Genomic DNA, 22,860 nt, shown 5'->3' with positions numbered 1-22,860 from the left:
ATAGAGATTGGCCGCTAATTGTCCATGAACGCGGGCGCATGGCTGCCCCCGGCGCGGGCGTGCCGGATCGACACATGCGGCATTAAATGCGGCGACAAAGCACGGCAGCACGGCGATGATCGGCCATGATCGACCCCAAAAAGCAGCTCCGCGTGCTGGTGTCGGAGGGCTCCAGCACCTCCGGCCGCGAGGCGATCACGATCCTCGGACTGGCCGGCCATCACGTCGAGGTTTGCGACCCCTCGCGCTGGTGCCTGGCGCGCTACTCGCGCTTTGTCCGCAAATACCACCATTGTCCGCCGCTGCGGTCGGATCCGGCCGGCTTCCTGCGCTTCGTCGAGCGCCTCTTGGCGTCGCGGCATTTCGATGTGCTGCTGCCGATCCATGAACAGGGATTTCTGTTCGCCCGCGCCGCGGCGGGGCTGGCATCACGTGCCGGCCTCGCGCTGCCGGATTTCGCCAGCTATCGCGCCGTGCACAGCAAGGCCGGCTTCAGCCGCCTGCTCGACCGGCTCGGGCTGCCGCAGCCCCCGACCCGGATCGTGAACTCGGCCGAGGAGCTGCGCGAGGCGGTGCGGTTTCCATCCGTTGTCAAGACGTCGGTCGGCACCGCCAGCCGCGGTGTCTGGTTCGTGCGCGATGCTGGTGATCTCAATCGCGCGCTCTACGACCTCGAGTCCTCAGGCGATTTTGCCGGCGAGGTGCTGGCGCAGGATCTGATCACCGGCACGGTCGAGAAGGCGCAGTCGGTGTTCTGCCACGGCACGCTTGTCGGCTTCCATGCCTACCGCCAGATTGCGGCCGGTGTCGGCGGCGGCGAGGCGATCAAGGAGAGCGTGAGCCGGCCGGCGATCCGCGCCGGCCTCGAGACCATCGGCGCGCATTTTGGTTGGCACGGTGCGCTCTCGGTCGACGTCATCATGCCGCTCGACAGCGCGACGCCGCTGTTGATCGACTGCAACCCGCGGCTGGTCGAGCCGATGAACGCCTTTCAGTCGGGCGTCGATCTGGTCGATCTGCTGCTGCGCGTCTCGCGCGGCGAGACTCCGGCGCCGCTGCCCGAGGGCCGCGCCGGCGTGCGGACGCATCTGGCGATGCAGGCGCTGCTCGGCAGTGCGTCGCGCGATGGTACGCGGCGTGACCTGATCCGGGAATGCGGCCGCATCGCCGCGGGCGAAGGGCACTATCGGGGAAGCAGCGAAGAGCTGACGCCGGTGCGGCTCGACTGGCTCAGCGCCGTGCCGCTGGCGATGACGACAGTGCTGCTGCTGGCATCACCGCAGATCGCCTCATCGCTGGCGCGCGGCGGCTTTGGCGCGCATCTGCTCGATCGCGGCAGCATCAAGGCGATCGAGAACGGCGATTTCCGCTAGTATCCCTCCAGCGCGAATTCACCGCACGATCTTGTCTGCGCGCTTCAAGAGCTCCGGTGGAATCTCGACGCCCACGGCCTGGGCCGCCTGGAGATTGAATATCAGCTCTCGCTTGGTGACGACGCCGACTGGCAGGTCGCCCGGCTTCGCGCCCTTGAAAATCTTGTCGGCGAATGTCGCAAACTCGCGCCATGTATCGGCGACGTTGGCCCCATAAGTAATCACCCCGCCCGCGTCCGCCTGGCCGCCGGGAAACATTGCCGGCAAGCGGTTCTTGATGGCCAGTTCACCGACTCGTTTTCGATTGCTCCAGGGCACCGGCACTTCAAGGACCAGCAGCGCCTCCGCGCGCTCCTTTGCCATCCCGGCAATCGCGGCCTCCAGATCGTCCGCACCCTTGACCTTCACGATTTGCGGCTCCAGCCCCAGCGCCTTGGCTGCGGCCTCGTTGGCGCGGTCAATCGGGGCGAGCCCGCGTTCATCCGCGCCGGGGATCGTTTGATCACTGAGAATCGCAACGCGCGTGATCCCGGGGAATGCCTCCTTCAGAAGCTTGAACTGGTCGCTGGCCTGCTGCTGATCAAGGTTGGTGAGGCCCGTGACATTGCCTCCTGGCTTGTCCATCGAGGCGACAAGCTTCAACGCGACCGGATCGGTGACGATCGCAAAGATCACCGGGATCGTCGACGTGGCCTTCTGCGACGCCACCGACGCCGGGCCGCCGAGTGCAAGGATAACATCCACATTCGCACCGACCAGCTCCGAGGCGAGGCCCGGAAGGCGCTCGAGCTTCGATTCGGCAAATCGCGGTTCGATGACGATGTCGCGTCCTTCGAGATAGCCGCGGTCGGCGAAGTCGCTCAGAAGATTTTTCTTGATGGAATCGAAGAGCGGCGACGGGCCGCCGTTGACGAGGATTCCTACTTTCCTGGGAGCTTGTTGCGCATCGGACGGGTCGCACATCGACGCGATCATGCAGAAGACCGTGAGCACTGCCTTCGCAAATCTCATGGCACCGCCCCCCAGCAAGGACCCAGCGTCCATGCGAGCCTAGCATTCAGGGGGTGGGCAAACCAATCCGGAAGGGTGGTCCGGCCCATGACCTCGCTGCGACCTAATGTCTGCTTGGCGAGGATGAGCCGGGCTCGGTAGTTCGCAACCTACGAGGCCGCCGCGCGCGACTGCGCGGGATCGGTCGATCGATCTTCGCCGCGCCTCACAACGGCTCGTCATCATTGCCGTAGCGGTCGAGCTTCGGCGTGGCGATGTCGCCGTCCTCGTAGTACTCGTCGTCCTGTAGCGCTGCGGGTGGCGGAGGTTTCTTCGACTTGTCGTCGGCCTTGTCTTTGGTCTTCGTGCCGCCCTTGGTCTGCTTCCCGGCCTTGGCCATGCGTTTCCCCTGCGCGGGTCAAATCAGCTGCCGGAACTCTACCCCAGTTTCCGTGCGTTTGTAATATTCGGAGACGGTGCGGCGGGGCACACCCGCCCCACCGGATCATGCTCTAGAACGTCGCGCCGGCCTTTACCATGTAGGTGCGGCCGGGCAGCGGGTAGGCCGAGAAGCGGCCCTCGGTGAACGTGCTCGCGATGGCGTAGTCGTAATAGAGCGCGTTGAACAGGTTGTTCACGCTCAGCGACCAGAAGAAGCGGTCAACTTGCCCGCTCAGCTTGATATCGGCGGTGGCGTTGCCGGGAATCCGGCTCTGGGTGTTGGCCTGGTCGTTGTCCATGATGCGCGAGCTCCAGGCCCGCACCGTGGCGTCGAACACCAGATAGTTCTGCCAGATATTCCAGGTGACGCCGAGATTGCCGGTGTAGCGCGACACCAGCGGCACGTCGTTGCCGGCCCAGATGCCTTCGCGGAACACCGCGCGGGTGATCGCCATGCCGCCGCGCAGGGTGACGCTGTCGCTGACCTTGAGCGCCGCGCTGGTCTCCGAGCCGTAGCGGCGGGTGGGGTCGAGGTTGGTGTTGAAGAACAGCACCGGGTTGAAATGGATCTCGTTCTCGAGATCCATCAGATAGACGCTGGACTGGACCTGGAAGCGGTTGGTCCTGACGCGAAAGCCGCCCTCGACATCCTGCGAGGTCTGGGTCTTGAGCTGGAAATTCTGCGGGATCGGGGCGAAGGTCAGTGGGTCGAATGACGGACCCGACGCGACGCGTTCGTCGACATCAGGCGTGCGGAATGCGCGTGCCGCGCGGCCGAACACCGAGAAAGTGTCGGTCAGGCGATGCTCGATGCCGACATGCAGCGCGTATTGCGTCTCGTTGCTGTCGAGCGGTGCCGCCTGGGTGTCGAATGCGAATGGCGCATTCGGGTCGTAGCGATCGCGCGCCGAGATGCTGGTGTTCTGAACCCGCGCGCCGTAGGAGAAGTCGGTCGTCGGCAACAGGCCCAGCGTATGTTGCCAATAGCCGGCCACGGACTGCTGCTCGATACTGTAGATGTGGAACGGGTCGACGCCCTGATAGGCGCCGCGCGCCTCGCGGAAGGTCGAATCGTAATAGTCGATGCCGGTCAGGATCGTCGACGGCACGCCCAGCATCACGTTCTTGACGCTGAGCCGCGGCGTCAGCGACCAGGTCTGCAGCGCGGCGTCATTGTAGGTCGAGGCGAAGCTGATGGTCGGCACCGTGCCGAAGAAGCCGCTCTGCGTCTCGCGCTGCCGCCAGCCGCCGTCGACGATGAGGTCGACGCCGTTCATCAGCGTCTTGGTGAAGCCGGCGGTGACGCTGGCGGTCTGCTGGTTGGCATAGTCGAAGGGCGTCGCGGCGCCGCGGCGATCGGTGAGCAGCTCGTTCACGCCGATCGACGGATCGACCAGCCGTCCGCCGGGTAGGCCGAGCTTCTGGTCGCTGCCGGTGACGGTCAGGAAGGCGGTGAGATCCGGCGTCGTGTAGTTGATGTTGCCGACGGCGTTGCGCTGGTCGAGCGCATTGTTGACGCGGTAGCCGTCCGACTTGATGCCGTTGCCGTAGAACGAGGTGGACCACGGGCCGGAATTGAGTGCCGCGGAGACCGCGGCCATGCGGGTGTTGAACGAGCCAACTCCGGCCTCGGCCCGCATCGTCGTCGGCGGGCCGCCGACGCCGGTCTTGGTGATGATGTTGACGACGCCGCCCACCGCGTTGTCGCCGTAGAGCACCGCGCCGCTGTTGCCGCGCGTGATCTCGATGCGCTCGATCGAATCGAGCGGAATCGTGGTGAGGTCGAAGCCGGCCTTGTCGACGTCGTTGAGGCGGCGGCCGTTGAGCAGGAAGAGGGTATTGTCGGTCGCGAACGCGCCGAAGCCGCGCAGGTCGACCGACGTCTTGGCGCCGTTCGGTCCGCCATAGGGCGTTTGCAGCTGCACGCCCGGCACCTGCGCGAGGATCTCGGGCAACGACTGCACCGGCGAATGCGCGATGTCGTCGGCGGTGATCACGGCCGAGGAGGTGCCGACAATGCCGGCGAACTGGCGGCCGCCGGTGCCGCCCGTTCCGGTGGCCACACCGGTCCCTGTCGTGCCCGATCCGGCTCCGCTGCCTGTATTGTTGCCTTGCGAGGTGCCCGGCGCCGGGCGTCGCGGGCGCCGGCGCTTCGTCAGCGGCCGGCCTGGCGCGCGTGACGTTCTGGTCGCCCGGCTTGGTGACTTCGATCGCCGGCAGCTGATCGGGAGCGGGTGCCTGCTGCGCCCGCGCTGCGGAGACAAGGAATGCCGGCGCGAGCATCGTCGCCGGCGCGATCATCGTCGACGCGAGCAGAAGCGCGCGGCGCCGCCGATGGAAAGGGAAGGAGAACATAAGAAAGGCCTCGGCAACGTCAGTGGCACGTCACCGCGAACCAGTCTCACCATCGTGCTCACAGCATCAGGTGAAGCTCATGCCTGTACTCCCCGACCGGCAGCATCGCGTGTGACCACGGCTGACGGCAGGTCTCCTGGCTCGCGGGTCGTTACCCTTCGTCGCCTTCCCAGGACCGAGATTCCCAGTGGCCTGTGACGAAGGATTCACCGCATACAGTTGCGGGGGCAGCCGCGGCGTTGGGGAAGTTTCCCCGTACCGCATTCCCTTTTCATCTCATGAAAGAACCGTCATGTTCATCTAGGGTTCGGCCGGGTAGCAAAGTCAATCCGGCGGAAGTCGGGCAATGGCCGTGCGGCCACGGTTTTTGTCGAGTGTCGCTTGTCTGCCACGACGATCGCTGTAAGAGCATGGATCCGATGAGCGTGCAGGATTTTGCCTTGGCGGCCGAGGTCGCGGCGCGGCGCCGGTGGGGCGCCACCGCGGCGCTGCTCGCGCTTGTGCTGCTGCTGCTGGTGATCTCGCTCGGCATCGGGCCGGTGCGGCTGTCGCCGCTCGCGGTGATCGAGGCGCTGTTCGGCGGCGGCAGCGATGTGGCGCAGGTGATCGTGCGCGAGATCCGCCTGCCGCGCACCATCCTGGCATTCGCGATCGGCGGTATTCTTGGGCTGTCAGGCGCGGCGCTGCAAGGGTTGCTGCGCAACCCGCTGGCCTCGCCGTCGCTGTTCGGCGCGCCGCAATCGGCCGCCTTCGGCGCGGTGCTGGTGATCGCGCTGGGCCTCGCCGATGTGCGCTCCTACGCGCTGCCGGTGGTGGCGATCATCGCCGCGTTCGGCTCGGTGTTCGCGCTGCTTGCGATCGCCGGCCGCAATGCCGGGCTGTTGATCCTGATCCTCGCCGGGCTCGCGATCTCGAGCTTTGCGGGAGCCGCGACCGCGCTGGTGATGAATCTCTCGAGCAATCCGTTCGTGGTGCTGGAGATCGCGTTCTGGCTGCTCGGCTCGCTGGAAGACCGCAGCTTCCAGCACGTCGCGCTGGCGCTGCCCTTCATTATCGCAGGCGCCGCCATCCTGCTCAGCCAGGCGAGCGCCTTCCGCGCGCTGACGCTTGGCGAGGAGGCGGCGCAGAGCCTCGGCGTCGACGTCGGGCGGTTGCGGCTCTTCGTGATCACGGGCGTGGCGCTCGGCGTCGGCGGCGCGGTCGCAGTCACCGGCACGATCGGTTTCATCGGCCTCGTCGCGCCGCATCTGATGCGTCCCGTGATCGGTCACGATCCGGCGCGGCTCTTGGTGCCGAGCGCGCTCACCGGCTCGGCGCTGCTGCTCGCCGCCGACATCGCGGTGCGCATCATTCCCTCGACCTCAGACATCAAGGTCGGCGTGCTGACCTCGATCATCGGCGTGCCGTTCTTCCTCTATCTGATCATGCGCGAACGCCGCGCGCTCGGCGGAGGCGTGGCATGACGCTGCTCTCGGCTGCCGCGCTCAATGCCTCGCTCGGCAGCCGCAAGGTGCTGCACGATGTCTCCCTGTCGTTGCCATCGGGCCATCTGGTCGCGCTGGTCGGGCCGAACGGCGCCGGCAAGACCACGCTGCTGCGCGCGCTGGCCGGGCTGATCCCGTCGGGCGGCGAGATCCGGATCGGCGGCGATGCGCTGGCGTCGCTGCCGCTGCGCGAGCGCGCGAAACGTTTCGCCTATCTGCCGCAGGGCCACATGGTGCACTGGCCGCTGCCGGCACGCGATATCGTCGCGCTCGGCCGCTATCCGCACGGTGCGACCGATCCGGCGCGGCTGTCGCAGACGGATGTGGAGGCGGTGCTGCGCGCGATGCAGGCGGTCGACGTCGCTGAGTTCAGCGATCGCCGCGTCACCGAACTCTCCGGCGGCGAGCGCAGCCGCGTCGCACTGGCCCGGGTGCTCGCGGTGGAGGCGCCCGTGATCCTCGCCGACGAGCCGACGGCCTCGCTCGATCCGCGCCACCAGATCGACGTGATGCAGAAGCTGCGCAACGTTGCCGACACCGGCGTGCTGGTCATCGTGGTGACGCATGACCTGGGACTCGCCGCGCGCTTTGCCGATCACGTGCTGGTGCTCGCGGAGGGGCGGCTGGCCGCGCAGGGCGCGCCCGTCGAGGCATTGTCGGAGAGCGTCCTCGCCAGCGTGTTCCGCATCAGCGCCTATCGTGCCGAATTTCAGCGCGAGGTCGTCATCGTGCCGTGGGCGGACGTGTGATGTGGCCACGGCCTCACCACGAGCTCAGTTCACCTCTCCCGCTTGCGGGGGAGGTCGCTGCGCGCGAAGAGCGCAGCGGGTGGGGGCTCTCTCCACTCAAAGAGCGTTCATTGCGGCACGACCCCGACCCCAACCCTCTCCCGCAAGCGGGAGAGGGGGCGCACCTTCAGCGTGGCAGCCATCTCGCTTCGCTTCATCTTGGTGCGGTGGTCGCGATACTGCTGTGGCTTATTTCCGCCGGCGCCGCGTTCGCCGCCGGACCGCGCATCGTCTCGATGAATGTCTGCAGCGACCAGCTCGTGCTGTCGCTGGCCGACCCGGACCAGATCATCGGCCTCAGCCGCTTCTCGCGCGATGACTGGCAATCCTGGGCCGCGGAGAAGGCGCGAAACTTTCCGCGCCTGTCCGGCGAGGCCGAGGACGTGCTGCTGCTCAAGCCCGACCTCGTCGTGGTCAGCCTGTTCGACAAGCGCGCGACCCGTGATCTGTTGAAGGCCCACGGGCTGCACCTCGTCGAATTCACGGTGCCGCGCACGCTGGACGAGGTGAAGAACCAGATCCGCGCGATGGGCGATGTGGTGCAGCATCCCGATCGCGCAGAGGCCGAGATCGCGCGCCTCGATGCGGCCACCGCCCGGGCGCGCGCTGCGGCGAGCGCGCATCACTACCGCGTGTTGCCGCTGGAGCGGCGTGGCTTTGTGCCCGGCGACGGCAGCCTGGTCAGCTCGCTGCTGGCGGCAACCGGTCTCTCCAACGCCGCCGGCGAACTTGGCGTCGGCGCAGGCGGGTTTGCTTCGCTGGAGGCGATCGTAAAACTGCGGCCGGATTTCATCCTGGTGTCGGAAGCCGGCGACCGCGCCGAGGATGACGGCCGCGCCTTCCTGCTGCATCCGGCGCTGGAGCGCTTCTATCCGCAAAGCAAGCGCATCGTGCTGCCGGAGCGGCTCACGGTGTGCGGCGGCGTGATGCTGGCGGATGCGCTGGATCGGCTGACGGAAGAGCTGAAGCGGGTGACGCGGTAGCCTTGTAGCCCGGATGAAGCGAAGCGCAATCCGGGGCCACTCAATCCGCGGATGGGCTGATCCCGGATTGCGCTGCGCTTCATCCGGGCTACGGAGTTATCACCACCGGCCCGCCGGCCTTCTTCCAGGCGTCGATGCCGCCATCGATATGCGCGGTGTTGGCCAGTCCCGCCTTCTTCGCGGCGGCCACCGCCATCGCCGAGCGCTCGCCGAAGGCGCAGAAGAACACGACGCGGCGGCCGGTTGCGGCCGCGACCTCGCGCAGCATGCCGCCGGGCTGCAGGGTGGCGCAAATCCCCGGATAGGGCGCGTGCAGCGCGCCCGCGAGCGTGCCGTGCTTGGCCCGCTCGGCGCTCTCGCGCAAATCGACCAGAAGGATATCGGGCCGGCCGAGGCTCGCGATGGCGTCGCGCGCGCTGAGGGAGAGGCCCTCCTTGGCGAGTTCGTCCTGGTGCAGGCCGACATGCATGTTGGCGGGCACCACGACGTCCATCAGCTTCGGGTTCGGCAAATTGAGGTTGTTCATCAGCTCGACATAGTCGTCGATCGATTTGACCTGCAGCCGCGGATTGTAGCGCTTCTCCTCGCCGATGGTGGAGACGGTGTCGCCCTTGTAGTCATGCGCGGGGAACACCATGGTCTCCTCCGGCAGCTTCAGCAGGCGGTTGAAGATCGAATCGTACTGCGCCCGCGCGCTGCCGTTCTGGAAGTCGGTGCGGCCGGTGCCGCGGATCAGCAGCGTGTCGCCGGTGAAGACGCGGTCGCCCATCAGATAGCTGTAGGAATCGTCGGTGTGGCCGGGCGTGTACAGCGCCTCGAGGCAGAGGCCCTCGATCGTCACCTTGTCGCCGTCGGAGACTCGCATCGACACCACGTCGGCCTTGCTCTGCTCGCCCATGATGGTGATGCACTGCGTGCGGTCGCGCAGCTCGCCGAGGCCGGTGACGTGATCGGCATGCAGGTGCGTATCGACGGCCTTGACCAGCCTGAGGTCGAGTTCCTGCAGCAGCTTGCAGTAGCGGTCGGCCTTCTTCCAGCACCGGATCGAGGATCAGTGCCTCGCCGCCGGCGCGGCTCGCGAGCAGATAGCTGTAGGTTCCGGATACGCTGTCGAAGAGCTGGCGAAAGATCATGACGGCTTACCTATTCTCCGGGCCGAGTCACATGGAGGATATTATTCCATAGATAGGGTCCGTTCAAAGCAAATCCATCCCCACCCCAGCCGGATCCCGTCACCCTGAGGAGCGCGCTCTTGCGCGCGTCTCGAAGGGTGGACGGCCCGGGTCTTTCCGCGAATGGGACAAGGCATCTGGGCCGTGCATCCTTCGAGGCTCGCTCCGCTCGCGCCTCAGGATGACGGGATATGCATCGAGGTCGTGGAAGAGACGAAGTTACGGCCGCACGTAACTCCAGCCCTGCTCCCGCGGGCGCGCGTTCGCGCGACCCGTTGGCTCGCAATGACGACGGGGCCGTTACGGCCGGACCAGCGTGTATCCATTCTCGGTGAGCAGCAAGATCTGTGCGACGCCGACCTGCACGGGGGTGGCGGCGGCGATGTAGTCCGGCCGCTTGCCGCTGTCGCGTTCGATCGTGTCGACGGTGTTGAGGCAGATGTCGACCCGCGCGCCCTGCGCGATCAGGCTCTCGACCAGCTTGCGGTTCGGGTTGTCGGGCTTGAGCAGGTCGATGCCCGGGCCGAAGGCGACGATCTCGACCGCGACCTTGTCGGGGTCGTAATGCTTCATCAGATTGTTGGCGACGCTGATGACGAGGCCTTGCTTCCTCGGATCGTTGTCGGAGAGCTGCAGCACGACCTTGTGCTCGGCGAACGGCTTGTCCTGCAACGGCGCCTGCTGGGCACGCGCGAGCGGCGTCGCCAGCGCGAGCGCAGCAAGGCCGAATGCCGCGATCAGCGCGCGGCGCGTCATCCGTGCCTCGCGATGCCCGGGTTGTCCTCGACGCCTTTCAGCGTCACGCCGGGTTCGTCGCGGTTCGGCGGCCGGCCGGAGCGCAGATGCCTGGCGACGACATCCCAGATCGGCGCGCCGCTCTGCTGGTTGACCGAGGCCCAGCCTGCGACCTTGTAGTGCTTGCCGGCTTCGAGGTGCTTGCCGTTGCCCAACTTCAGCTCGGAAATGCGCTTGCCGACAGTCTCGGCCGGCGTGCAGGTGTAGGCGAGGCCGCCGACGCGAACCATGTCGCCGCCCTGCTGATAATAGGGATCGACGTTGAACAGATTGTCGCAGACGTCTTCCAGCACATCCTTGATCTGGCTGCCCGTCATCTTGGCGACGTAGGTCTCCGGATAGGTGATCGCGGTTTCCGACAGCACGTCTTCCATGGTCAGCGGCTGGCCGGCGAGCGTGGTGATGCCCCAGCGGAAGCCCGGCGACAGCGCGATCTCGGCGTCGAGCTCGTTCAGCAGCGCATCGCAGATCAACTGGTCGACGGTGCCGGAGAAATTGCCGCGGCGGTAGAGCAGCCGGTCGGCCGAGGCCAGCTTGGTGTTCCATTCGTCGACATGCGGATCGCGCATCTTGTCGATCAGCGTCTGCATCGCAGGATCGGGCTTCAGCAATTCGGCGAACACCGGCAGCAGCCGGTAGCGGACGTTGGCGACCTTGCCCTTGGCAAGATCGAGATCGAGCACGCCGATGAACTTGCCGTTGGAGCCGGCATTGGTCACCAGCGTGACGCCGCCGGCATTGGTTACCGTGATCGGGATCGGGATCGCGTCGTGGGTGTGGCCGCCGAGAATGACGTCGATGCCGGTGACGCGGCTGGCGAGCTTGAGGTCGACGTCCATGCCGTTATGCGACAGCAGGATCACCGCCTCGACCTTGTCGTTGTTGCGATGGCCGTCGACGAGCTTCTGCAGCTCCTCGTCGCGGATGCCGAACTTCCAGTCCGGCGTGAAGCGCTTCGGATGGGCGATCGGCACGTAGGGGAAGGCCTGGCCGATGATAGCGACGCGATGGCCGCCGATCTCCTTGACGAAGGACGGCTTGAACACCCGCCCCGAAGCCGGGTCGAACGCCTTGGCGTCGTTGAACGCGGCTTCCTCGGTCAGGAACACGTTCTGCGCCAGGAACTCGCCCTTGAAGCGGGAGAGGTTGTCGCGCAGCACCTGCTCGCCATAGGTGAATTCCCAGTGCCCTGTCATCGCCTCGATGCCGAGCAGATTGGCGGCCTCCACCATGTCGGCGCCGTTCATGGCGTTGGCGAGCGCCGAGCCCTGCCAAAGGTCGCCGCCGTCGAGCAGGATCGAACGCTTTTCGCCGACATCGGCGCGCAGCTTGTCGACCAGCGTCTTCAGGTGGGCGAAGCCGCCGAGCCGGCCGAAGCGGCCGGCGGCCTTCTCGAATTCGACGCAGGTGAAGGCATAGGCGTCGGCGCTGTCGGGCCGGATGCCGAAGCGGTCGAGGAAGGCCTTGCCGACGAGGTGCGGCGGCTGGCCGGCCATCGCGCCGACGCCGAGATTGACGCCGGGCTCGCGGAAGAACACCGGCTTCAGCTGCGCATGCGTGTCGGTCATGTGCAGGATGCGCGCGTTGCCGAACCGCTCGAGGTCGTAGACGCTGGCGGTGTCGGCGCTGCGCGCAAGGCGGGGCAGACCGGCCGTCAGCGTTGCGGCGGCCGCAGCTTTCAGGAATTCCCGGCGGCGGATGATCATCATTCTCTCCGCGCGGCCCCTGGCCTGCGCGCTCTTAACGAACTTCCATGTCCTTCCAGCGTTCCTTCTCGCTGGTGGCCTGGAAGATCGAGGCCTTTGCCAGTGCCTCGGCCTCCTTGGCCCTGGCGACTGCGGTGTCGAAATCACCAGCCTCACCGGCCTTTTTTGCGGCAGATAGTGTCGAGGCGGTGGTGGTCCACTGGTTGCGCAGGCTGCCTGCTTCCTTGTTGGCGGCTTCGGCGGCGGCGTAGGCGGCCTTGTAGTCGGCCTCGGAGGCGGCGAGGGCGCCGGTCGCCGCTGCGATCAGCAGGGCTGATGCTGCGAGGACAGTTTTGATGGCCGCGCTCATGGCCGTGCTCCCGGACCCGAAATCGGCAGCCCGTTGCTGACATAGGACAGATAGTATTCGAGGTTGCGGTACTCGTCGTCCTGCGGATTGAGCGGCACGCCGCGGATCTGGCTGTTGCAGGTGGTGAAGCGGCGGCTGGTCGTCCCCATGTCGCTCCATTCCGAGCGGTAGATCGGCATCGCGTTCAGGATGCCGAGCGCCGGCGCCAGCACCTCGGCGCGGATCCGCTCGCCCGGGCTCTGGATGTGGCAGGTTGCGCAGGAGAAATTGAGCTGGCCGCGGCGGGTGTAGAAATACTCCTTGCCCTTCTGATAGGCCTCGAGCGCGCGCGGATCGTTCGGGATCTTGATGTCCATCGGCTTGCCGCGCGAGGTGAAGGCCATGTAGGCGGTGAGCGCCGCCATGTCGTCCTTCACATAGGAAAACGGCGCCTCGCCATTGGTTTCGCGGCAGCGGTTGAGCGCGAGCTCGAGCGTGACGACCTTGCCTTCCTTCTCGTCGAAATAGGGATAGTTCTGGCGGATACCGATGCCCTTGTTCGGGAAGCAGTCGGCGTAGGTCTTGCCGTTCTTGAACGGCGTCGCGAACATCTCCTTGCCGGCTTCGAGCGAGAACTCGTAGGGCGGAAACTGCTCCTTCTCCTCCCACTGCCTGCGCAGATCCTCATTCATCGAATAGGGACCGTTGACGAAATCCTCGAGCTTCAGCTTGGGGAATTTGCTGGTGAAGAATTTCTGGAACGCCGCCTTGTCGGCGGCGGGATCGACGGTGTCGGCTGCGCGCGCGGCCGGCGCGAGCGTCAGCACGCCGAGCGCGAACGTTGCAATTAGATTTTTGCTTTGACGCGTTTTCTTCACGCGAACCGGCGTCCACTTCGCTCGAAAACGCTCTAGAGCACGGATTGCGAGGCGCCGCGTCATTGAATCTTCGCCGTGGCGGTGTCGGTCGCGCCCTTGTTGTCGACCCAGCTGACCTTCAGATCGTCGCCCTTCTTGCCGCCCTTGAAGGCGAACTTGACATAGGGGTCCTTGGAGACGCCGCCGCCCCAGTCGGCGACGAACACCGGCTTGCCGTCATATTCGAAGGTGAGCTGCTGGATGAAATGCGGCGGAATGATCTCGCCCTTGGCGTCCTTGACGAAGCCGGAATCCATCGGATGCTGGATCAGCGCCTGCACCTCGGTGGTGTCGCCGTTTGACGTGGCGCGCACGCGAATGCTCGATGCCATCTGATTATCCCTATTGTTTGCGCATGATCTTGTCGGAAAACCGGTTCCCACTTTTCCGGATCATGCGTACTCAGCCGCCGCAGCCGCCGACGGTGACCTTGATTTCCTTTTTGGCGCTGTAGAGCTTGCCGCCGGCCTCGACGATCGCGGTGACGTTGCTGGTCTTCGCCATCTTGATGCGGTTGGAGACGGTCGGCAGCGTGCCGGCCGGAATCCTGTATGAGGCGACCAGCGAGATCGGATTCTCGCTCACCAGAAACGAGATCGAGGTGACGTCGGCCAGCGTCGTGGTGGCGGAGATCGGCACCACCGCGCCGTTCTCGGCGATCTCCGGCGCATCCATCTTGATCTTGTCCGACGGCTCGGCGGTCTTGCCATAGAGCGCCTTGATCGCGTCGGCCTCGTTCTTCTGCTTGAATGCGTCTTCGGGATATTTGTCGTTGGCGGCGGCGAGCGCCTGCGGCACGTCGAACGGAATGCCCCCGAGGCCGATCAGCGCGGCGATGCCGGCGCCCTTCAGCACCATGCGGCGCGCTTTGAAAAATTCGGTGGTCGTGATGTTCATCGAAAAAAAATCTCCTCAAGCGACGGTCGCGGCGTCACAGCGTCTGCAGGAAGTCCACCACCGCGTCGATTTCCTTCTCGCTCAAAATCCGGTTTCGGCCGAACGGCGGCATCACCGTCTGCGGATTGCGCTTGGTTTCGTCGGTCACGATCGCGATCAGCTCGTCACGGCTGTATTTGGCCTTCAGGCCGCTCAGCTCGGGGCCGATCGTGCCGGGCAGGTCGCCGCCCTTGATGACGTGGCAGGTCAGGCAATTGCCCTTGCCGCGGTCGAAGGCGAGCTTCTGTCCCTCGGCGGCGGATTGGGCCTTGGCGGGCGCGGCCATGGCGGTGCTTGCCAGCAGCGCCAGGACGAAGGCTGGCTTGGAGAAAGTGGCGATCAAGGACGTTTCCCGGGCTTCAATCTCGATGATCCCAACGCAATATAAAGAGTGGAAAGCACAAAGGCCATCGGCTGGCAACACGGAGAATAGGCGCGCTGCGACGGGGTTAATGCCACAGGGGCAGTCCGGCACTGGAGCGCATGTCCTGCGCCTTCCGCCTGTCATGTTTGTGCGGTTGAGATGCGGCTGAGGCGTAGGGAGAAGCGCGGTGGCAGAATTCGTGGCGGAGTTCGGCAAGGACGGCCGGCCGGTCGAGGCGGACGGGCGGCTCGATGCGCCGGCGTTCCATCGCAACCATCAGCCGATCTGGACCGTCCTGAAGGACTACCTCGCCGGCCAATCCGGCGACGTGCTGGAAGCCGGCAGCGGCACCGGCCAGCATGTCGTCTCTTTCGCCGGTCAGGCGCCCGACATCACTTGGTGGCCGAGCGATCTCCATGCGGCGCACCTGCGCAGCATCGAGGCCTGGCGCGCGCATGCGGGCCTTGCCAACATCCGGCCGCCGCAGCCGATTGATCTGTCCGACCCGGCTTGGTCGCCGGCGCCGCCGGACGGCAAAGGTCCGGACAAACTGCTCGCGATCTTCTGCGCCAATGTGATCCACATCGCGCCGTGGCGCGTGGCCGAGGGCCTGTTCGCCGGCGCCGCGCGGCACCTGCGCGCCGACGGCCGGCTGTTGCTCTACGGCCCGTTCAAGCGCGGCGGCAAGCACACCGCGCTCAGCAATGCCGTGTTCGACACGTCGCTGCGCGAGCGCGACGCCGAGTGGGGGGTGCGCGATATCGCCGATCTCGAGACGCTTGCGGAGCGCGTCGGGCTCAAGCTCGCCGGCAGCTTCGAGATGCCGGCCAACAACATGATTTTGGTCTTTGCCCGCAAGTAGCCGCGCTCAATCGTAAGCCAGGCACCAGCCTGGCCCACGCAGCCAGCAACGTTCATCGGGGATCCCGGCGTCGCGATAGAGCCGCGTCACTTTCTGCCAGCCGCCGCGGGCGAAGGCTTCGGCGAGCGTTTTTTCGGACGTCTCGTCCCGGCCGCCGTCGCAGGGAATGATCGCGACCGGTGATATCCAGTCCGCCTGGTACGCTGCCTCCTCGCGCCGGATCCGGAACACGGCGCCGGATCGCGCCACCTGCTCCGGCGCGCCGCCCTTGAATCCCTCATCCGAAGTCAGCGGCAGGATCAGGCGGCCGCTGGCGGCGAGCCCGTCGAGCCATCGCGCGACAGGCCGGGTGCAGCCGGCGTTGACATAGATCACGTCGGCGGACTCGAACGCGACCTGTGTGCCGTCGCCCTGGATGATCTCGACATTTGCGCAAGCGGCGAGATTGGCGCGAGCGTCTGCCGCAAGGTCCGGATCGTATTCGATGCCGGTCACGCGGCCGGACGGTCCGACCAGATGCGCGAGGATCGCGGTGTAGTACCCCGTGCCCGTACCGATATGCACCACGTGCTCGCCGGCGGTGGGTGCGGCCTGGTGCATGAGATAGGCATGCAGTGACGGCTGGCCGTTGTTGAGACGTCGCTCGGGTCGCAAGGCGACGAGATCGTTGGTGTAGAGATAAACCGGGTCGGCATCGGGCGTCGGCGCATAGTCGCGGCTCCACCAGCGCAGCATCATCCATGGTCCCGGGCCGACGAAGTCCTCGCGGCGAATGGCGGCGAAGGCCTCCGTCAGCCGCGGATTGATGGTGTTGGCGGCGGCCAGGATCTGCTTGGCATAGGCCGCGCGGACGATGCGGAGTTCGGCTTGCGGGTCCATTGCCGCGCGCTCCCACGATGTCGCGTGTTGTGTGATTTGACACACCGAGGTGTGTGAAATAGCATACTGCGGCGACGGAGGCCAGAATGAAGAGACGGCTTTATCCGGCCGTGCTGGAGCGCGGTCCGCGCGGCGCGTTCGGGGCGTGGTTTCCGGACTTTCCCGGCTGCGTCGCCGCGGGACGATCGCAGGAAGACGCGATCGAGCGCGCCGAGCAGACGCTGGCGCAGACCGTCGACGGCTGGGTCGAGCAGGGCAAGCCATTGCCGGAGCCGACCCCGATCGAGCGCATCGTGCCGCCGAAGGGCTCCGACGTCGCCGCCTTCTTCATGGTCGGCGTCGATCCGCCCGACCCGTCCGAGCGCGTCAACGTCTATTTGCCGAAGAGCCTGATCACACGGATCGACAAGCATGCCGCCGGACTCGGCATGAGCCGCTCGAGCTTTTTCGGTTTCGCCGCGACGCTTGCGCTTGAATGGCACGTTCACAAGCCGCACCTCGTCGGGCCGCGCTCCAAGGTGCACAAGACCGGCGCGCTGCGCGCCGAGAAGCGGCCTGGCAAGAAGCCGGCGCGGTAGGCGATCGATCATCGAGCGACAGCTCTCTCACCGTCACCCTGAGGAGGCCGCAGAGCGGCCGTCTCGAAGGGTCGACGGTCCGGCTGTTGGCCGTGCATCCTTCGAGACGCGCTACGCGCTCCTCAGGATGACGGTACTGATAGAAGTGCCGGGCTGCTGTGACGTCGCTCTGTGAGAGCAAGCGATCCCCTCGTGCGCCTCCTGCATGGCGTACGTCCGTTTGCGCCGGTTGATCGGCTTCGACCCGCTCTCCATAGTGCGCCCGATTGGGGGCTCCCGCCGGGGCTTCGAGGCGGGACCACCGATGATTGACGTGACAGCTGCGGATGAGGCGAGCGACGACGCGCGGGCGCGCAGCAATGTGTGGCGGCTTGCGGCGGCGCAGGCGCTGACCGGTGCCAATTCGGCCGTGATCTTCGCCACCGGCTCGATCGTCGGCGCGACGCTGGCACCCGACGTCTCGCTCGCGACGGTGCCGCTCTCGATGTATGTGCTCGGGCTTGCCGCCGGCACGCTGCCGACCGGCGCGATCTCGCGCGCCTACGGACGACGCGTCGCCTTCATCATCGGCACCTTCTGCGGCACGCTCACCGGCGCGCTCGGCGCCTGGGCGATCCTGCATTCATCGTTCTGGCTGTTCTGCGGCGCGACCTTCCTCGGCGGGCTCTACGGCGCCGTCGCGCAGTCCTACCGATTTGCTGCGGCCGATGGCGCCAGTGTCGCGTTCCGGCCCAAGGCGGTGTCCTGGGTGATGGCCGGCGGCGTGTTCGCCGGCGTGCTCGGGCCGCAGCTCGTGCAATGGACCATGGACATCTGGCCGCCCTATCTGTTCGCGTTCTCCTTCGTGATGCAGGCGCTGGTCGCGCTGGTGGCGATGGCGGTGCTCTCGGGCGTCGACGCGCCGAAGCCTGCGGCGGCGGACCTGCATGGCGGCCGCCCGCTGCTCGAGATCGCAAAGCAGCCGCGCTTCATTGCCGCGGCGCTGTGCGGCGTGATCGCCTATCCGATGATGAATCTGGTGATGACCTCGGCGCCGCTCGCCATGAAGATGTGCGGGCTGTCGGTCAGCGATTCCAATTTCGGCATTCAGTGGCACATCGTTGCGATGTACGGCCCGAGCTTCTTCACGGGCTCCTTGATCGCGCGGTTCGGCGCGCCCGTCATCGTTGCGCTCGGGCTGGCGCTCGAGGCGGTCGCCGCGATGATCGGACTGTCAGGCGTCACTGCGCCGCACTTCTGGGCGACGCTGTTCGTGCTCGGGATCGGCTGGAATTTTGCGTTCGTTGGCGCTTCGGCGCTGGTGCTGGAAACGCACCGGCCGCAGGAACGCAACAAGGTGCAGGCGTTCAACGATTTCCTCGTGTTCGGCATGATGGCGATCGGTTCGTTCTCGTCGGGCCAACTGCTCGCGCATTACGGCTGGAATGCCGTCAACTGGGTGGTGTTCCCGCCTGTGCTGCTCGGCCTTGCCGTGCTCTCGTTCGCTTCATTCGCCAAGCGACGCGCGAAATTGCGCGCGGTGGAAGAAATCCCGGATCCCAGCATTTAAAGCTTGTCGTTTGACCATGGTCTGTTCGGAAAACCGCTTCGCACTTTTCCGGACCATGCTGCTGCCATTTGCTGACACTTCGATCAGCTTCGAAATGATCCGCTTGCAACGCTGTTCACATCATGGGATCGGGTTGGTCCGGCCATGACGATGTGAGAAGCAAGAGCAAGAAATGGACGCATCCTCAGCCACGCTGCCTGATGAATCCTCGCTTGGCTACGAAGGCTGGCGCATCGTCGTCGTCTGCTTCCTGCTTGCGACCTTCGGCTGGGGATTGGGCTTCTACGGCCAGAGCGTCTATGTCGCCGAGCTGCAGCGGCTGCACGGCTGGCCGGCATCGCTGATCTCGTCGGGCACGACCTTCTTCTATCTGTTCGGCGCCGCGTTGGTCGCCTTCGTCAGCGAGGCGATCAAGGCGTTCGGCGCGCGCAGCTGCCTGATCGCCGGCACCTTCGCGATGGCGATAGCGGCGGTTGCGATCGGCGAGGTACGCGAGCCCTGGCAGCTCTATCTTGCCGATGCGCTGTTGGCGTTCGGCTGGGCCGGCACCAGCCTCGGCATCATCACCAACACGCTCGGCCTGTGGTTCGACAAGAAGCGCGGCATGGCGATCAGCCTGGCGCTGAACGGCGCGAGCTTCGGCGGCATCGTCGGCGTTCCGCTGCTGGTGGCGGGGATCGGCGCTTTCGGCTTCTCCGGCGCGATGATCGCGGCCGCGGTGCTGCTGATCGTGGTGATGGTGCCTGTCATCCTGATCTTCGTCGGGCAACCGCCGGTGCATCTGCACGCGGTCACGGCCGCCGCGGCCGACGCGCCGTCGGCAACGCAGGTGCGCAGCCGGGCGCTGCGCGACATCCGCTTCCTCTCGGTCTCGATTGCCTTCGCGCTGGTGCTGTTTGCCCAGGTCGGCTTCATCGTGCATCTGATCGCCTATCTTGATCAGGTGATCGGCCGCGAGCGCGCGACGGTGGCGATGGCGCTCTTGACCGCGATGGCCGTGGTCGGCCGCGTCTCGTTCTCCTTCGTGATCGATCGGCTCAACCAGCGGCTGGCATCGGCGCTGTCTTTTGTCAGCCAGGCGGCCGCGCTCGCCGTCATCATCAATGTGCACAATGACGTGGCGCAGATCGCGGCCTGCGCGCTGTTCGGCTTCTCGGTCGGCAATCTGATCACGCTGCCGGCGCTGATCGTGCAGCGCGAGTTCGATCCGCGTGCGTTCGGCGTGCTGGTCAGCCTGATCACCGCGATCAACCAGATCACCTACGCCTTCGGCCCCGGCGTGGTCGGGCTGCTGCACGACCTCTCCGGCAGCTATTCGCTGCCGTTCTACGGCTGCATTGGCCTGGAGCTGATCGCGGCGGCGACGATCATGGCGAAAGGGAAGTAGCTTTCCACCTCCCCTTGAAAAGGGGAGGTCGCTTTGCTCACAGAGCAAAGCGAGTGGGGATCTGCTCTCTCCGCTTGCAACATCGCCTGCGGCTGACCCCCATCCCGACCTTCCCCCTTTCAGGGGGAAGGGGAATAAAGACCTGTCCCCGGATATCGCTTCCCTCATCCGGGCTACGTTCTACGACTTGCGGCGTGACTTCCGCGCCTTCTTCTCGCCGATCTTGCCGGCCGCCGCGACCCGCAGCAGGCGGCGGAAGGTCGGGCATTCCATGTGGCTCGGAGCCGGGCAGACGGCGGCGTGGCGCAGGCCGTCGCGCATCGCGTTGAGCCTGCGGATGGTGCGGTCGAGCTCGTCGGCCTTGGCAGAAAGCATTTTCCGGTCGATGCGCGGTCTTCCATCGGGCGCGAACATCCTTGCGATCTCGTCGAGCGAGAAGCCGGAGGCGCGCCCGAGCGCGATCAGCGCCAGCCGGTCGAGCACGGCCGGATCGAACAGGCGGCGCAGCCCGCGCCGGCCATGCGAGGCGATCAGACCTTTCTCCTCGTAGAAGCGCAAGGTCGAGGCGCGCACGCCCGATAGCTCCGCCACCTCCGCGATATCGATGTCCCGCATGGCCCTTGACCTCAAGTTCACTTGAACTGGCAGTATCCAGCCTATCGCTTGCGTAAGGCAAGCATCAACAAGGACGAGAATCATGGGTGTCGCAGCGCAAGTCGACGACGAGCAGGTCAAACTCTGGAACGGCGCCGCCGGCCGCGCCTGGGTCGAGACGCGCGAGGTGCTGGAAGGGATGTTCAGGCCGCTTGAAGAGCTGCTCGTTCAGGCGGTGTCCGATGCCGCGGCAAGCCGGGTGCTCGATATCGGTTGCGGCACGGGCGCCACGACTTTCGCTGTGGCCCGCGTGCTCGGCCGTCAAGGGCATTGCACCGGCATCGACATTTCCGAGCCGATGATCGCGGCGGCGCGCGCCCGCGCGGAGCAGGAAGGGCGGCCGGTCAGCTTCATCTGCGCCGACGCGCAGACCTATCCGTTCGCGCCCGCGAGCTTCGACATGATCATCTCGCGCCTCGGCGTGATGTTCTTTGCCGATCCGGTGCAGGCTTTCGCCAATCTGCGCCGCGCCGCGCGGCCGGGTGCTGCGCTCCGCTTCATCGCCTGGCGCGGCGCCGCCGAGAACCCGTTCATGACGACGGCGGAACAGGCGGCGAAGCCGTTGCTGCCGGATCTTCCGGCGCGGCGTCCCGATGCGCCGGGGCAGTTCGGCTTTGCCGACCGGAAGCGGGTCGAAACTATCCTGGAGGATAGCGGCTGGGACGCGATCGCGGTCGACCCGGTCGATGTCGCGCTCAGCTTTCCGGCATCGGAGCTGACCCGCTATGTGAGTTGGCTCGGCCCGGTCGGGACGATGCTGCAGGCGATGGAGGAGCCGCGCCGCACGCAAGTGATCGAGACCGTGTGCGGTGCCTTCGATCGTTACATCCACGGCAACGACATTCGCTTCACCGCGGCGTGCTGGATGGTCGCGGCACGGGCGCCGGCGGAGACCGCACATGGTTGAAGCCGCGGAGTTTGTGGCGAGCGCGGTGCTGATCGGGACCGGCGCGACCGTCGTGATGGACATCTGGGGGATGGTCCGCACGCGCCTCCTTGGCATCCCGTCGCTGGACTATGCCCTGGTCGGCCGCTGGCTCGGCCATCTCGTATCCGCCCGCCTGCGCCACGACCGCATCGCCGCGTCACCGCAGATCGCGGGCGAACGGGTCATAGGATGGGCCGCGCATTATCTGATCGGGATCGGCTTTGCCGGCGTGCTGCTTGCGATCGTCGGCCTCGATTGGATGCGGCAGCCCACCATCGCTCCGGCCCTGATGGTCGGGATCGGCAGCGTGGCCGCGCCGTTCCTGGTGATGCAGCCCGCGATGGGCGCCGGCATCGCCGCGAGCCGCACGCCCCATCCATGGGCGGCGCGGCTGCAGAGCCTCGTCACGCACACGGTGTTCGGCTTTGGGCTATATGTGGCCGGCTGGCTCGTGCACCCGTTCCTGAACCCGTAGCCCGGATGAAGCGAAGCGCAATCCGGGGACAACATCACCTTACGGCGCGAACCCCGGATTTCGCGGAGCCTGTCATCGGGCGCGCGTTCGCGCGACCCGTTGGCTCCATCCGAGCTACCTCTTCACCTCCCCTTGGAAAGGGGAGGTCGCTTTGCTCGCAGAGCAAAGCGGGTGGGGATCTGCTCTCTCCATTTGCAGCAGAGCCCGCGGCTAACCCCCATCCCGACCTTCCCCCTTTCAGGGGGAAGGGGAAAGCACTCGTAGCCCGGATGGAGCGAAGCGTAATCCGGGAGCAGTATTACCTCATGGAGCGAACCCCGGATTTCGCTGCGCTTCATCCGGGCTACGAGATTATCCCCTTGCGGAATTACGTCGCACGCTGCTTCAGCAGGTCGTCCAGGTCCAGCCGTCGCGTGAACATCGCGAGCTTGCCGTCCGTGCTGCGCGGCCATTCGGCCTCGGGGCGATCCCAATAGAGCTCGACGCCGTTCTCGTCGGGATCGCGCAGGTAAAGCGCCTGGCTGACGCCGTGGTCGCTGGCGCCGTCGAGCTGGATGCCGGCCGACAGCACCCTGTGCAGCGCATCGGCGAGCGCCGGGCGGGTGGGATAGAGGATGGCGGTGTGGAACAGGCCCGTGGTGCCCGGCGGCGGCGGATGGCCGCCCTTGCTTTCCCAGGTGTTGAGGCCGATGTGGTGGTGATAGCCGCCGGCCGAGATGAAGGCCGCGTCCGTGCCCAGCCGCTGCTGCAGCTCGAAGCCGAGCACGCCGCAATAGAAGCCGAGCGCGCGTTCGAGATCGGCCACCTTGAGGTGGACATGTCCGATTCGGGTGCCCGCGATGATGGGGGGACTCTCTGGCATGAGCGGACTCCGTTGACGTCAATGCCCCTGCCATCAGGGGCGAGGTTCGCCGCC

General features: G+C 66.2%; 23 protein-coding genes, 1 pseudogene and 1 riboswitch. Of the genes and pseudogenes, 10 read left to right on the top strand and 14 right to left on the bottom strand.

Annotated elements, in window-relative coordinates; all coding sequences use genetic code 11:
• Nucleotides 1–125 precede the first annotated feature (125 nt).
• Nucleotides 126–1,373: an ATP-grasp domain-containing protein gene (locus ACVW1B_RS32710; protein ID WP_253606196.1), complete on the top strand. Its 1,248-nt coding sequence runs from the start codon at nt 126–128 to the stop codon at nt 1,371–1,373.
• An 18-nt stretch (nt 1,374–1,391) separates the two neighbouring features.
• Here ACVW1B_RS32710 and ACVW1B_RS32705 read toward each other — a convergent pair whose 3' ends face one another.
• The 3 genes from ACVW1B_RS32705 to ACVW1B_RS32695 all read right to left on the bottom strand — a co-directional run bounded on the left by ACVW1B_RS32705 (nt 1,392) and on the right by ACVW1B_RS32695 (nt 4,867).
• Entirely contained in the window at nt 1,392–2,384 is a 993-nt protein-coding gene (locus tag ACVW1B_RS32705; RefSeq protein ID WP_253606197.1) for an ABC transporter substrate-binding protein, read from the bottom strand.
• A gap of 205 nt (nt 2,385–2,589) precedes the next feature.
• On the bottom strand, nt 2,590–2,763 hold the full coding sequence (locus ACVW1B_RS32700) for a hypothetical protein (protein ID WP_253606198.1): 174 nt from the start codon (nt 2,761–2,763) through the stop codon (nt 2,590–2,592).
• Between the two features lie 112 nt (nt 2,764–2,875).
• Complete coding sequence (locus ACVW1B_RS32695; protein WP_456822733.1) at nt 2,876–4,867, bottom strand: TonB-dependent receptor; 1,992 nt, start codon at nt 4,865–4,867, stop codon at nt 2,876–2,878.
• A gap of 401 nt (nt 4,868–5,268) precedes the next feature.
• Nucleotides 5,269–5,466: riboswitch (cobalamin riboswitch) on the bottom strand.
• A gap of 112 nt (nt 5,467–5,578) precedes the next feature.
• Between ACVW1B_RS32695 and ACVW1B_RS32690 the strand changes: the two genes are divergently transcribed.
• From ACVW1B_RS32690 to ACVW1B_RS32680, 3 genes are all read left to right on the top strand, one after another.
• The gene (locus ACVW1B_RS32690; protein WP_253606204.1) at nt 5,579–6,622 is read left to right on the top strand and encodes a FecCD family ABC transporter permease; all 1,044 of its coding nucleotides are present in this window, start codon (nt 5,579–5,581) and stop codon (nt 6,620–6,622) included.
• On the top strand, nt 6,619–7,392 hold the full coding sequence (locus ACVW1B_RS32685; RefSeq protein WP_253606205.1) for an ABC transporter ATP-binding protein: 774 nt from the start codon (nt 6,619–6,621) through the stop codon (nt 7,390–7,392). Before ACVW1B_RS32690 ends, ACVW1B_RS32685 begins: the two co-directional genes overlap by 4 nt.
• Nucleotides 7,393–7,598: 206 nt before the next feature.
• Nucleotides 7,599–8,414, top strand: a complete 816-nt coding sequence (locus ACVW1B_RS32680; protein ID WP_253609859.1) for an ABC transporter substrate-binding protein — start codon at nt 7,599–7,601, stop codon at nt 8,412–8,414.
• Between the two features lie 88 nt (nt 8,415–8,502).
• Here the strand turns inward: ACVW1B_RS32680 and ACVW1B_RS32675 are convergent.
• The 8 genes and pseudogenes from ACVW1B_RS32675 to soxX all read right to left on the bottom strand — a co-directional run bounded on the left by ACVW1B_RS32675 (nt 8,503) and on the right by soxX (nt 14,554).
• Nucleotides 8,503–9,547, bottom strand: a pseudogene (locus ACVW1B_RS32675) (MBL fold metallo-hydrolase).
• 339 nt (nt 9,548–9,886) lie between these two features.
• Complete coding sequence (locus tag ACVW1B_RS32670) at nt 9,887–10,342, bottom strand: DsrE family protein (protein WP_253606209.1); 456 nt, start codon at nt 10,340–10,342, stop codon at nt 9,887–9,889.
• Nucleotides 10,339–12,087 carry a thiosulfohydrolase SoxB gene (soxB, locus tag ACVW1B_RS32665; protein WP_253609860.1) on the bottom strand — a complete coding sequence of 583 codons (1,749 nt, stop codon included), beginning with the start codon at nt 12,085–12,087 and terminating at the stop codon, nt 10,339–10,341. The genes ACVW1B_RS32670 and soxB overlap by 4 nt, the downstream gene beginning before the upstream one ends.
• Nucleotides 12,088–12,121: 34 nt before the next feature.
• Nucleotides 12,122–12,436: a hypothetical protein gene (locus ACVW1B_RS32660; RefSeq protein ID WP_253606211.1), complete on the bottom strand. Its 315-nt coding sequence runs from the start codon at nt 12,434–12,436 to the stop codon at nt 12,122–12,124.
• The gene (soxA, locus tag ACVW1B_RS32655; RefSeq protein ID WP_456822732.1) at nt 12,433–13,356 is read right to left on the bottom strand and encodes a sulfur oxidation c-type cytochrome SoxA; all 924 of its coding nucleotides are present in this window, start codon (nt 13,354–13,356) and stop codon (nt 12,433–12,435) included. The genes ACVW1B_RS32660 and soxA overlap by 4 nt, the downstream gene beginning before the upstream one ends.
• Nucleotides 13,353–13,664 (bottom strand): thiosulfate oxidation carrier complex protein SoxZ, encoded by a 312-nt coding sequence (gene soxZ / locus ACVW1B_RS32650; protein WP_057021236.1) that lies wholly within the window; start codon nt 13,662–13,664, stop codon nt 13,353–13,355. The genes soxA and soxZ overlap by 4 nt, the downstream gene beginning before the upstream one ends.
• Nucleotides 13,665–13,734: 70 nt before the next feature.
• Nucleotides 13,735–14,229, bottom strand: coding sequence for a thiosulfate oxidation carrier protein SoxY (gene soxY, locus ACVW1B_RS32645; protein ID WP_168859289.1), 495 nt, complete (start codon nt 14,227–14,229; stop codon nt 13,735–13,737).
• 34 nt (nt 14,230–14,263) lie between these two features.
• Entirely contained in the window at nt 14,264–14,554 is a 291-nt protein-coding gene (gene soxX / locus ACVW1B_RS32640; protein ID WP_253609862.1) for a sulfur oxidation c-type cytochrome SoxX, read from the bottom strand.
• 265 nt (nt 14,555–14,819) lie between these two features.
• On the opposite strand from soxX, the gene ACVW1B_RS32635 reads away from it, so the two are divergent.
• Entirely contained in the window at nt 14,820–15,494 is a 675-nt protein-coding gene (locus tag ACVW1B_RS32635; RefSeq protein WP_253606213.1) for a DUF938 domain-containing protein, read from the top strand.
• Between the two features lie 6 nt (nt 15,495–15,500).
• Here ACVW1B_RS32635 and ACVW1B_RS32630 read toward each other — a convergent pair whose 3' ends face one another.
• A complete protein-coding gene (locus ACVW1B_RS32630) occupies nt 15,501–16,373 on the bottom strand; it encodes a protein-L-isoaspartate O-methyltransferase family protein (protein ID WP_253606216.1) in 873 nt (290 codons plus the stop codon).
• A gap of 86 nt (nt 16,374–16,459) precedes the next feature.
• Here ACVW1B_RS32630 and ACVW1B_RS32625 point away from each other — a divergent pair, with 86 nt between their 5' ends.
• The 3 genes from ACVW1B_RS32625 (at nt 16,460) to ACVW1B_RS32615 (ending at nt 19,887) form a co-directional block, all read left to right on the top strand.
• On the top strand, nt 16,460–16,951 hold the full coding sequence (locus ACVW1B_RS32625) for a type II toxin-antitoxin system HicB family antitoxin (protein WP_225162000.1): 492 nt from the start codon (nt 16,460–16,462) through the stop codon (nt 16,949–16,951).
• Between the two features lie 304 nt (nt 16,952–17,255).
• A complete protein-coding gene (locus ACVW1B_RS32620) occupies nt 17,256–18,500 on the top strand; it encodes an MFS transporter (RefSeq protein WP_076834898.1) in 1,245 nt (414 codons plus the stop codon).
• 172 nt (nt 18,501–18,672) lie between these two features.
• Nucleotides 18,673–19,887, top strand: coding sequence for an MFS transporter (locus ACVW1B_RS32615; protein WP_253606218.1), 1,215 nt, complete (start codon nt 18,673–18,675; stop codon nt 19,885–19,887).
• 180 nt (nt 19,888–20,067) lie between these two features.
• Here ACVW1B_RS32615 and ACVW1B_RS32610 read toward each other — a convergent pair whose 3' ends face one another.
• A complete protein-coding gene (locus ACVW1B_RS32610) occupies nt 20,068–20,502 on the bottom strand; it encodes a helix-turn-helix domain-containing protein (RefSeq protein ID WP_057019001.1) in 435 nt (144 codons plus the stop codon).
• An 82-nt stretch (nt 20,503–20,584) separates the two neighbouring features.
• On the opposite strand from ACVW1B_RS32610, the gene ACVW1B_RS32605 reads away from it, so the two are divergent.
• Nucleotides 20,585–21,448 (top strand): class I SAM-dependent methyltransferase, encoded by an 864-nt coding sequence (locus ACVW1B_RS32605; RefSeq protein WP_253606220.1) that lies wholly within the window; start codon nt 20,585–20,587, stop codon nt 21,446–21,448.
• The gene (locus ACVW1B_RS32600) at nt 21,441–21,944 is read left to right on the top strand and encodes a DUF2938 domain-containing protein (RefSeq protein ID WP_253606222.1); all 504 of its coding nucleotides are present in this window, start codon (nt 21,441–21,443) and stop codon (nt 21,942–21,944) included. Before ACVW1B_RS32605 ends, ACVW1B_RS32600 begins: the two co-directional genes overlap by 8 nt.
• Before the next feature lie 367 nt (nt 21,945–22,311).
• Here ACVW1B_RS32600 and ACVW1B_RS32595 read toward each other — a convergent pair whose 3' ends face one another.
• Nucleotides 22,312–22,806 carry a VOC family protein gene (locus ACVW1B_RS32595; protein WP_253606224.1) on the bottom strand — a complete coding sequence of 165 codons (495 nt, stop codon included), beginning with the start codon at nt 22,804–22,806 and terminating at the stop codon, nt 22,312–22,314.
• Nucleotides 22,807–22,860 lie beyond the last annotated feature (54 nt).

The organism is Bradyrhizobium sp. USDA 4502 (genome assembly GCF_054063355.1).
The sequence above is the reverse complement of the archived record's forward strand: the minus strand, read 5'-3'. Positions and strand labels throughout refer to the sequence as shown.

Excerpts from the sequence above, each read along its gene's own strand:
- ACVW1B_RS32670 (WP_253606209.1), bottom strand. The coding sequence starts at position 10,342 with ATGACGCGCCGCGCGCTGATCGCGGCATTCGGCCTTGCTGCGCTCGCG.
- ACVW1B_RS32610 (WP_057019001.1), bottom strand. The coding sequence starts at position 20,502 with ATGCGGGACATCGATATCGCGGAGGTGGCGGAGCTATCGGGCGTGCGC.
- soxA (WP_456822732.1), bottom strand. The coding sequence starts at position 13,356 with ATGACGCGGCGCCTCGCAATCCGTGCTCTAGAGCGTTTTCGAGCGAAG.
- ACVW1B_RS32685 (WP_253606205.1), top strand. The coding sequence starts at position 6,619 with ATGACGCTGCTCTCGGCTGCCGCGCTCAATGCCTCGCTCGGCAGCCGC.
- ACVW1B_RS32615 (WP_253606218.1), top strand. The coding sequence starts at position 18,673 with ATGGACGCATCCTCAGCCACGCTGCCTGATGAATCCTCGCTTGGCTAC.
- ACVW1B_RS32705 (WP_253606197.1), bottom strand. The coding sequence starts at position 2,384 with ATGAGATTTGCGAAGGCAGTGCTCACGGTCTTCTGCATGATCGCGTCG.
- ACVW1B_RS32605 (WP_253606220.1), top strand. The coding sequence starts at position 20,585 with ATGGGTGTCGCAGCGCAAGTCGACGACGAGCAGGTCAAACTCTGGAAC.
- soxB (WP_253609860.1), bottom strand. The coding sequence starts at position 12,087 with ATGATCATCCGCCGCCGGGAATTCCTGAAAGCTGCGGCCGCCGCAACG.
- ACVW1B_RS32630 (WP_253606216.1), bottom strand. The coding sequence starts at position 16,373 with ATGGACCCGCAAGCCGAACTCCGCATCGTCCGCGCGGCCTATGCCAAG.
- ACVW1B_RS32710 (WP_253606196.1), top strand. The coding sequence starts at position 126 with ATGATCGACCCCAAAAAGCAGCTCCGCGTGCTGGTGTCGGAGGGCTCC.
- soxY (WP_168859289.1), bottom strand. The coding sequence starts at position 14,229 with ATGAACATCACGACCACCGAATTTTTCAAAGCGCGCCGCATGGTGCTG.
- ACVW1B_RS32700 (WP_253606198.1), bottom strand. The coding sequence starts at position 2,763 with ATGGCCAAGGCCGGGAAGCAGACCAAGGGCGGCACGAAGACCAAAGAC.
- ACVW1B_RS32600 (WP_253606222.1), top strand. The coding sequence starts at position 21,441 with ATGGTTGAAGCCGCGGAGTTTGTGGCGAGCGCGGTGCTGATCGGGACC.
- soxZ (WP_057021236.1), bottom strand. The coding sequence starts at position 13,664 with ATGGCATCGAGCATTCGCGTGCGCGCCACGTCAAACGGCGACACCACC.
- ACVW1B_RS32690 (WP_253606204.1), top strand. The coding sequence starts at position 5,579 with ATGAGCGTGCAGGATTTTGCCTTGGCGGCCGAGGTCGCGGCGCGGCGC.
- ACVW1B_RS32620 (WP_076834898.1), top strand. The coding sequence starts at position 17,256 with ATGATTGACGTGACAGCTGCGGATGAGGCGAGCGACGACGCGCGGGCG.
- ACVW1B_RS32660 (WP_253606211.1), bottom strand. The coding sequence starts at position 12,436 with ATGAGCGCGGCCATCAAAACTGTCCTCGCAGCATCAGCCCTGCTGATC.
- ACVW1B_RS32595 (WP_253606224.1), bottom strand. The coding sequence starts at position 22,806 with ATGCCAGAGAGTCCCCCCATCATCGCGGGCACCCGAATCGGACATGTC.
- ACVW1B_RS32625 (WP_225162000.1), top strand. The coding sequence starts at position 16,460 with ATGAAGAGACGGCTTTATCCGGCCGTGCTGGAGCGCGGTCCGCGCGGC.
- soxX (WP_253609862.1), bottom strand. The coding sequence starts at position 14,554 with ATGGCCGCGCCCGCCAAGGCCCAATCCGCCGCCGAGGGACAGAAGCTC.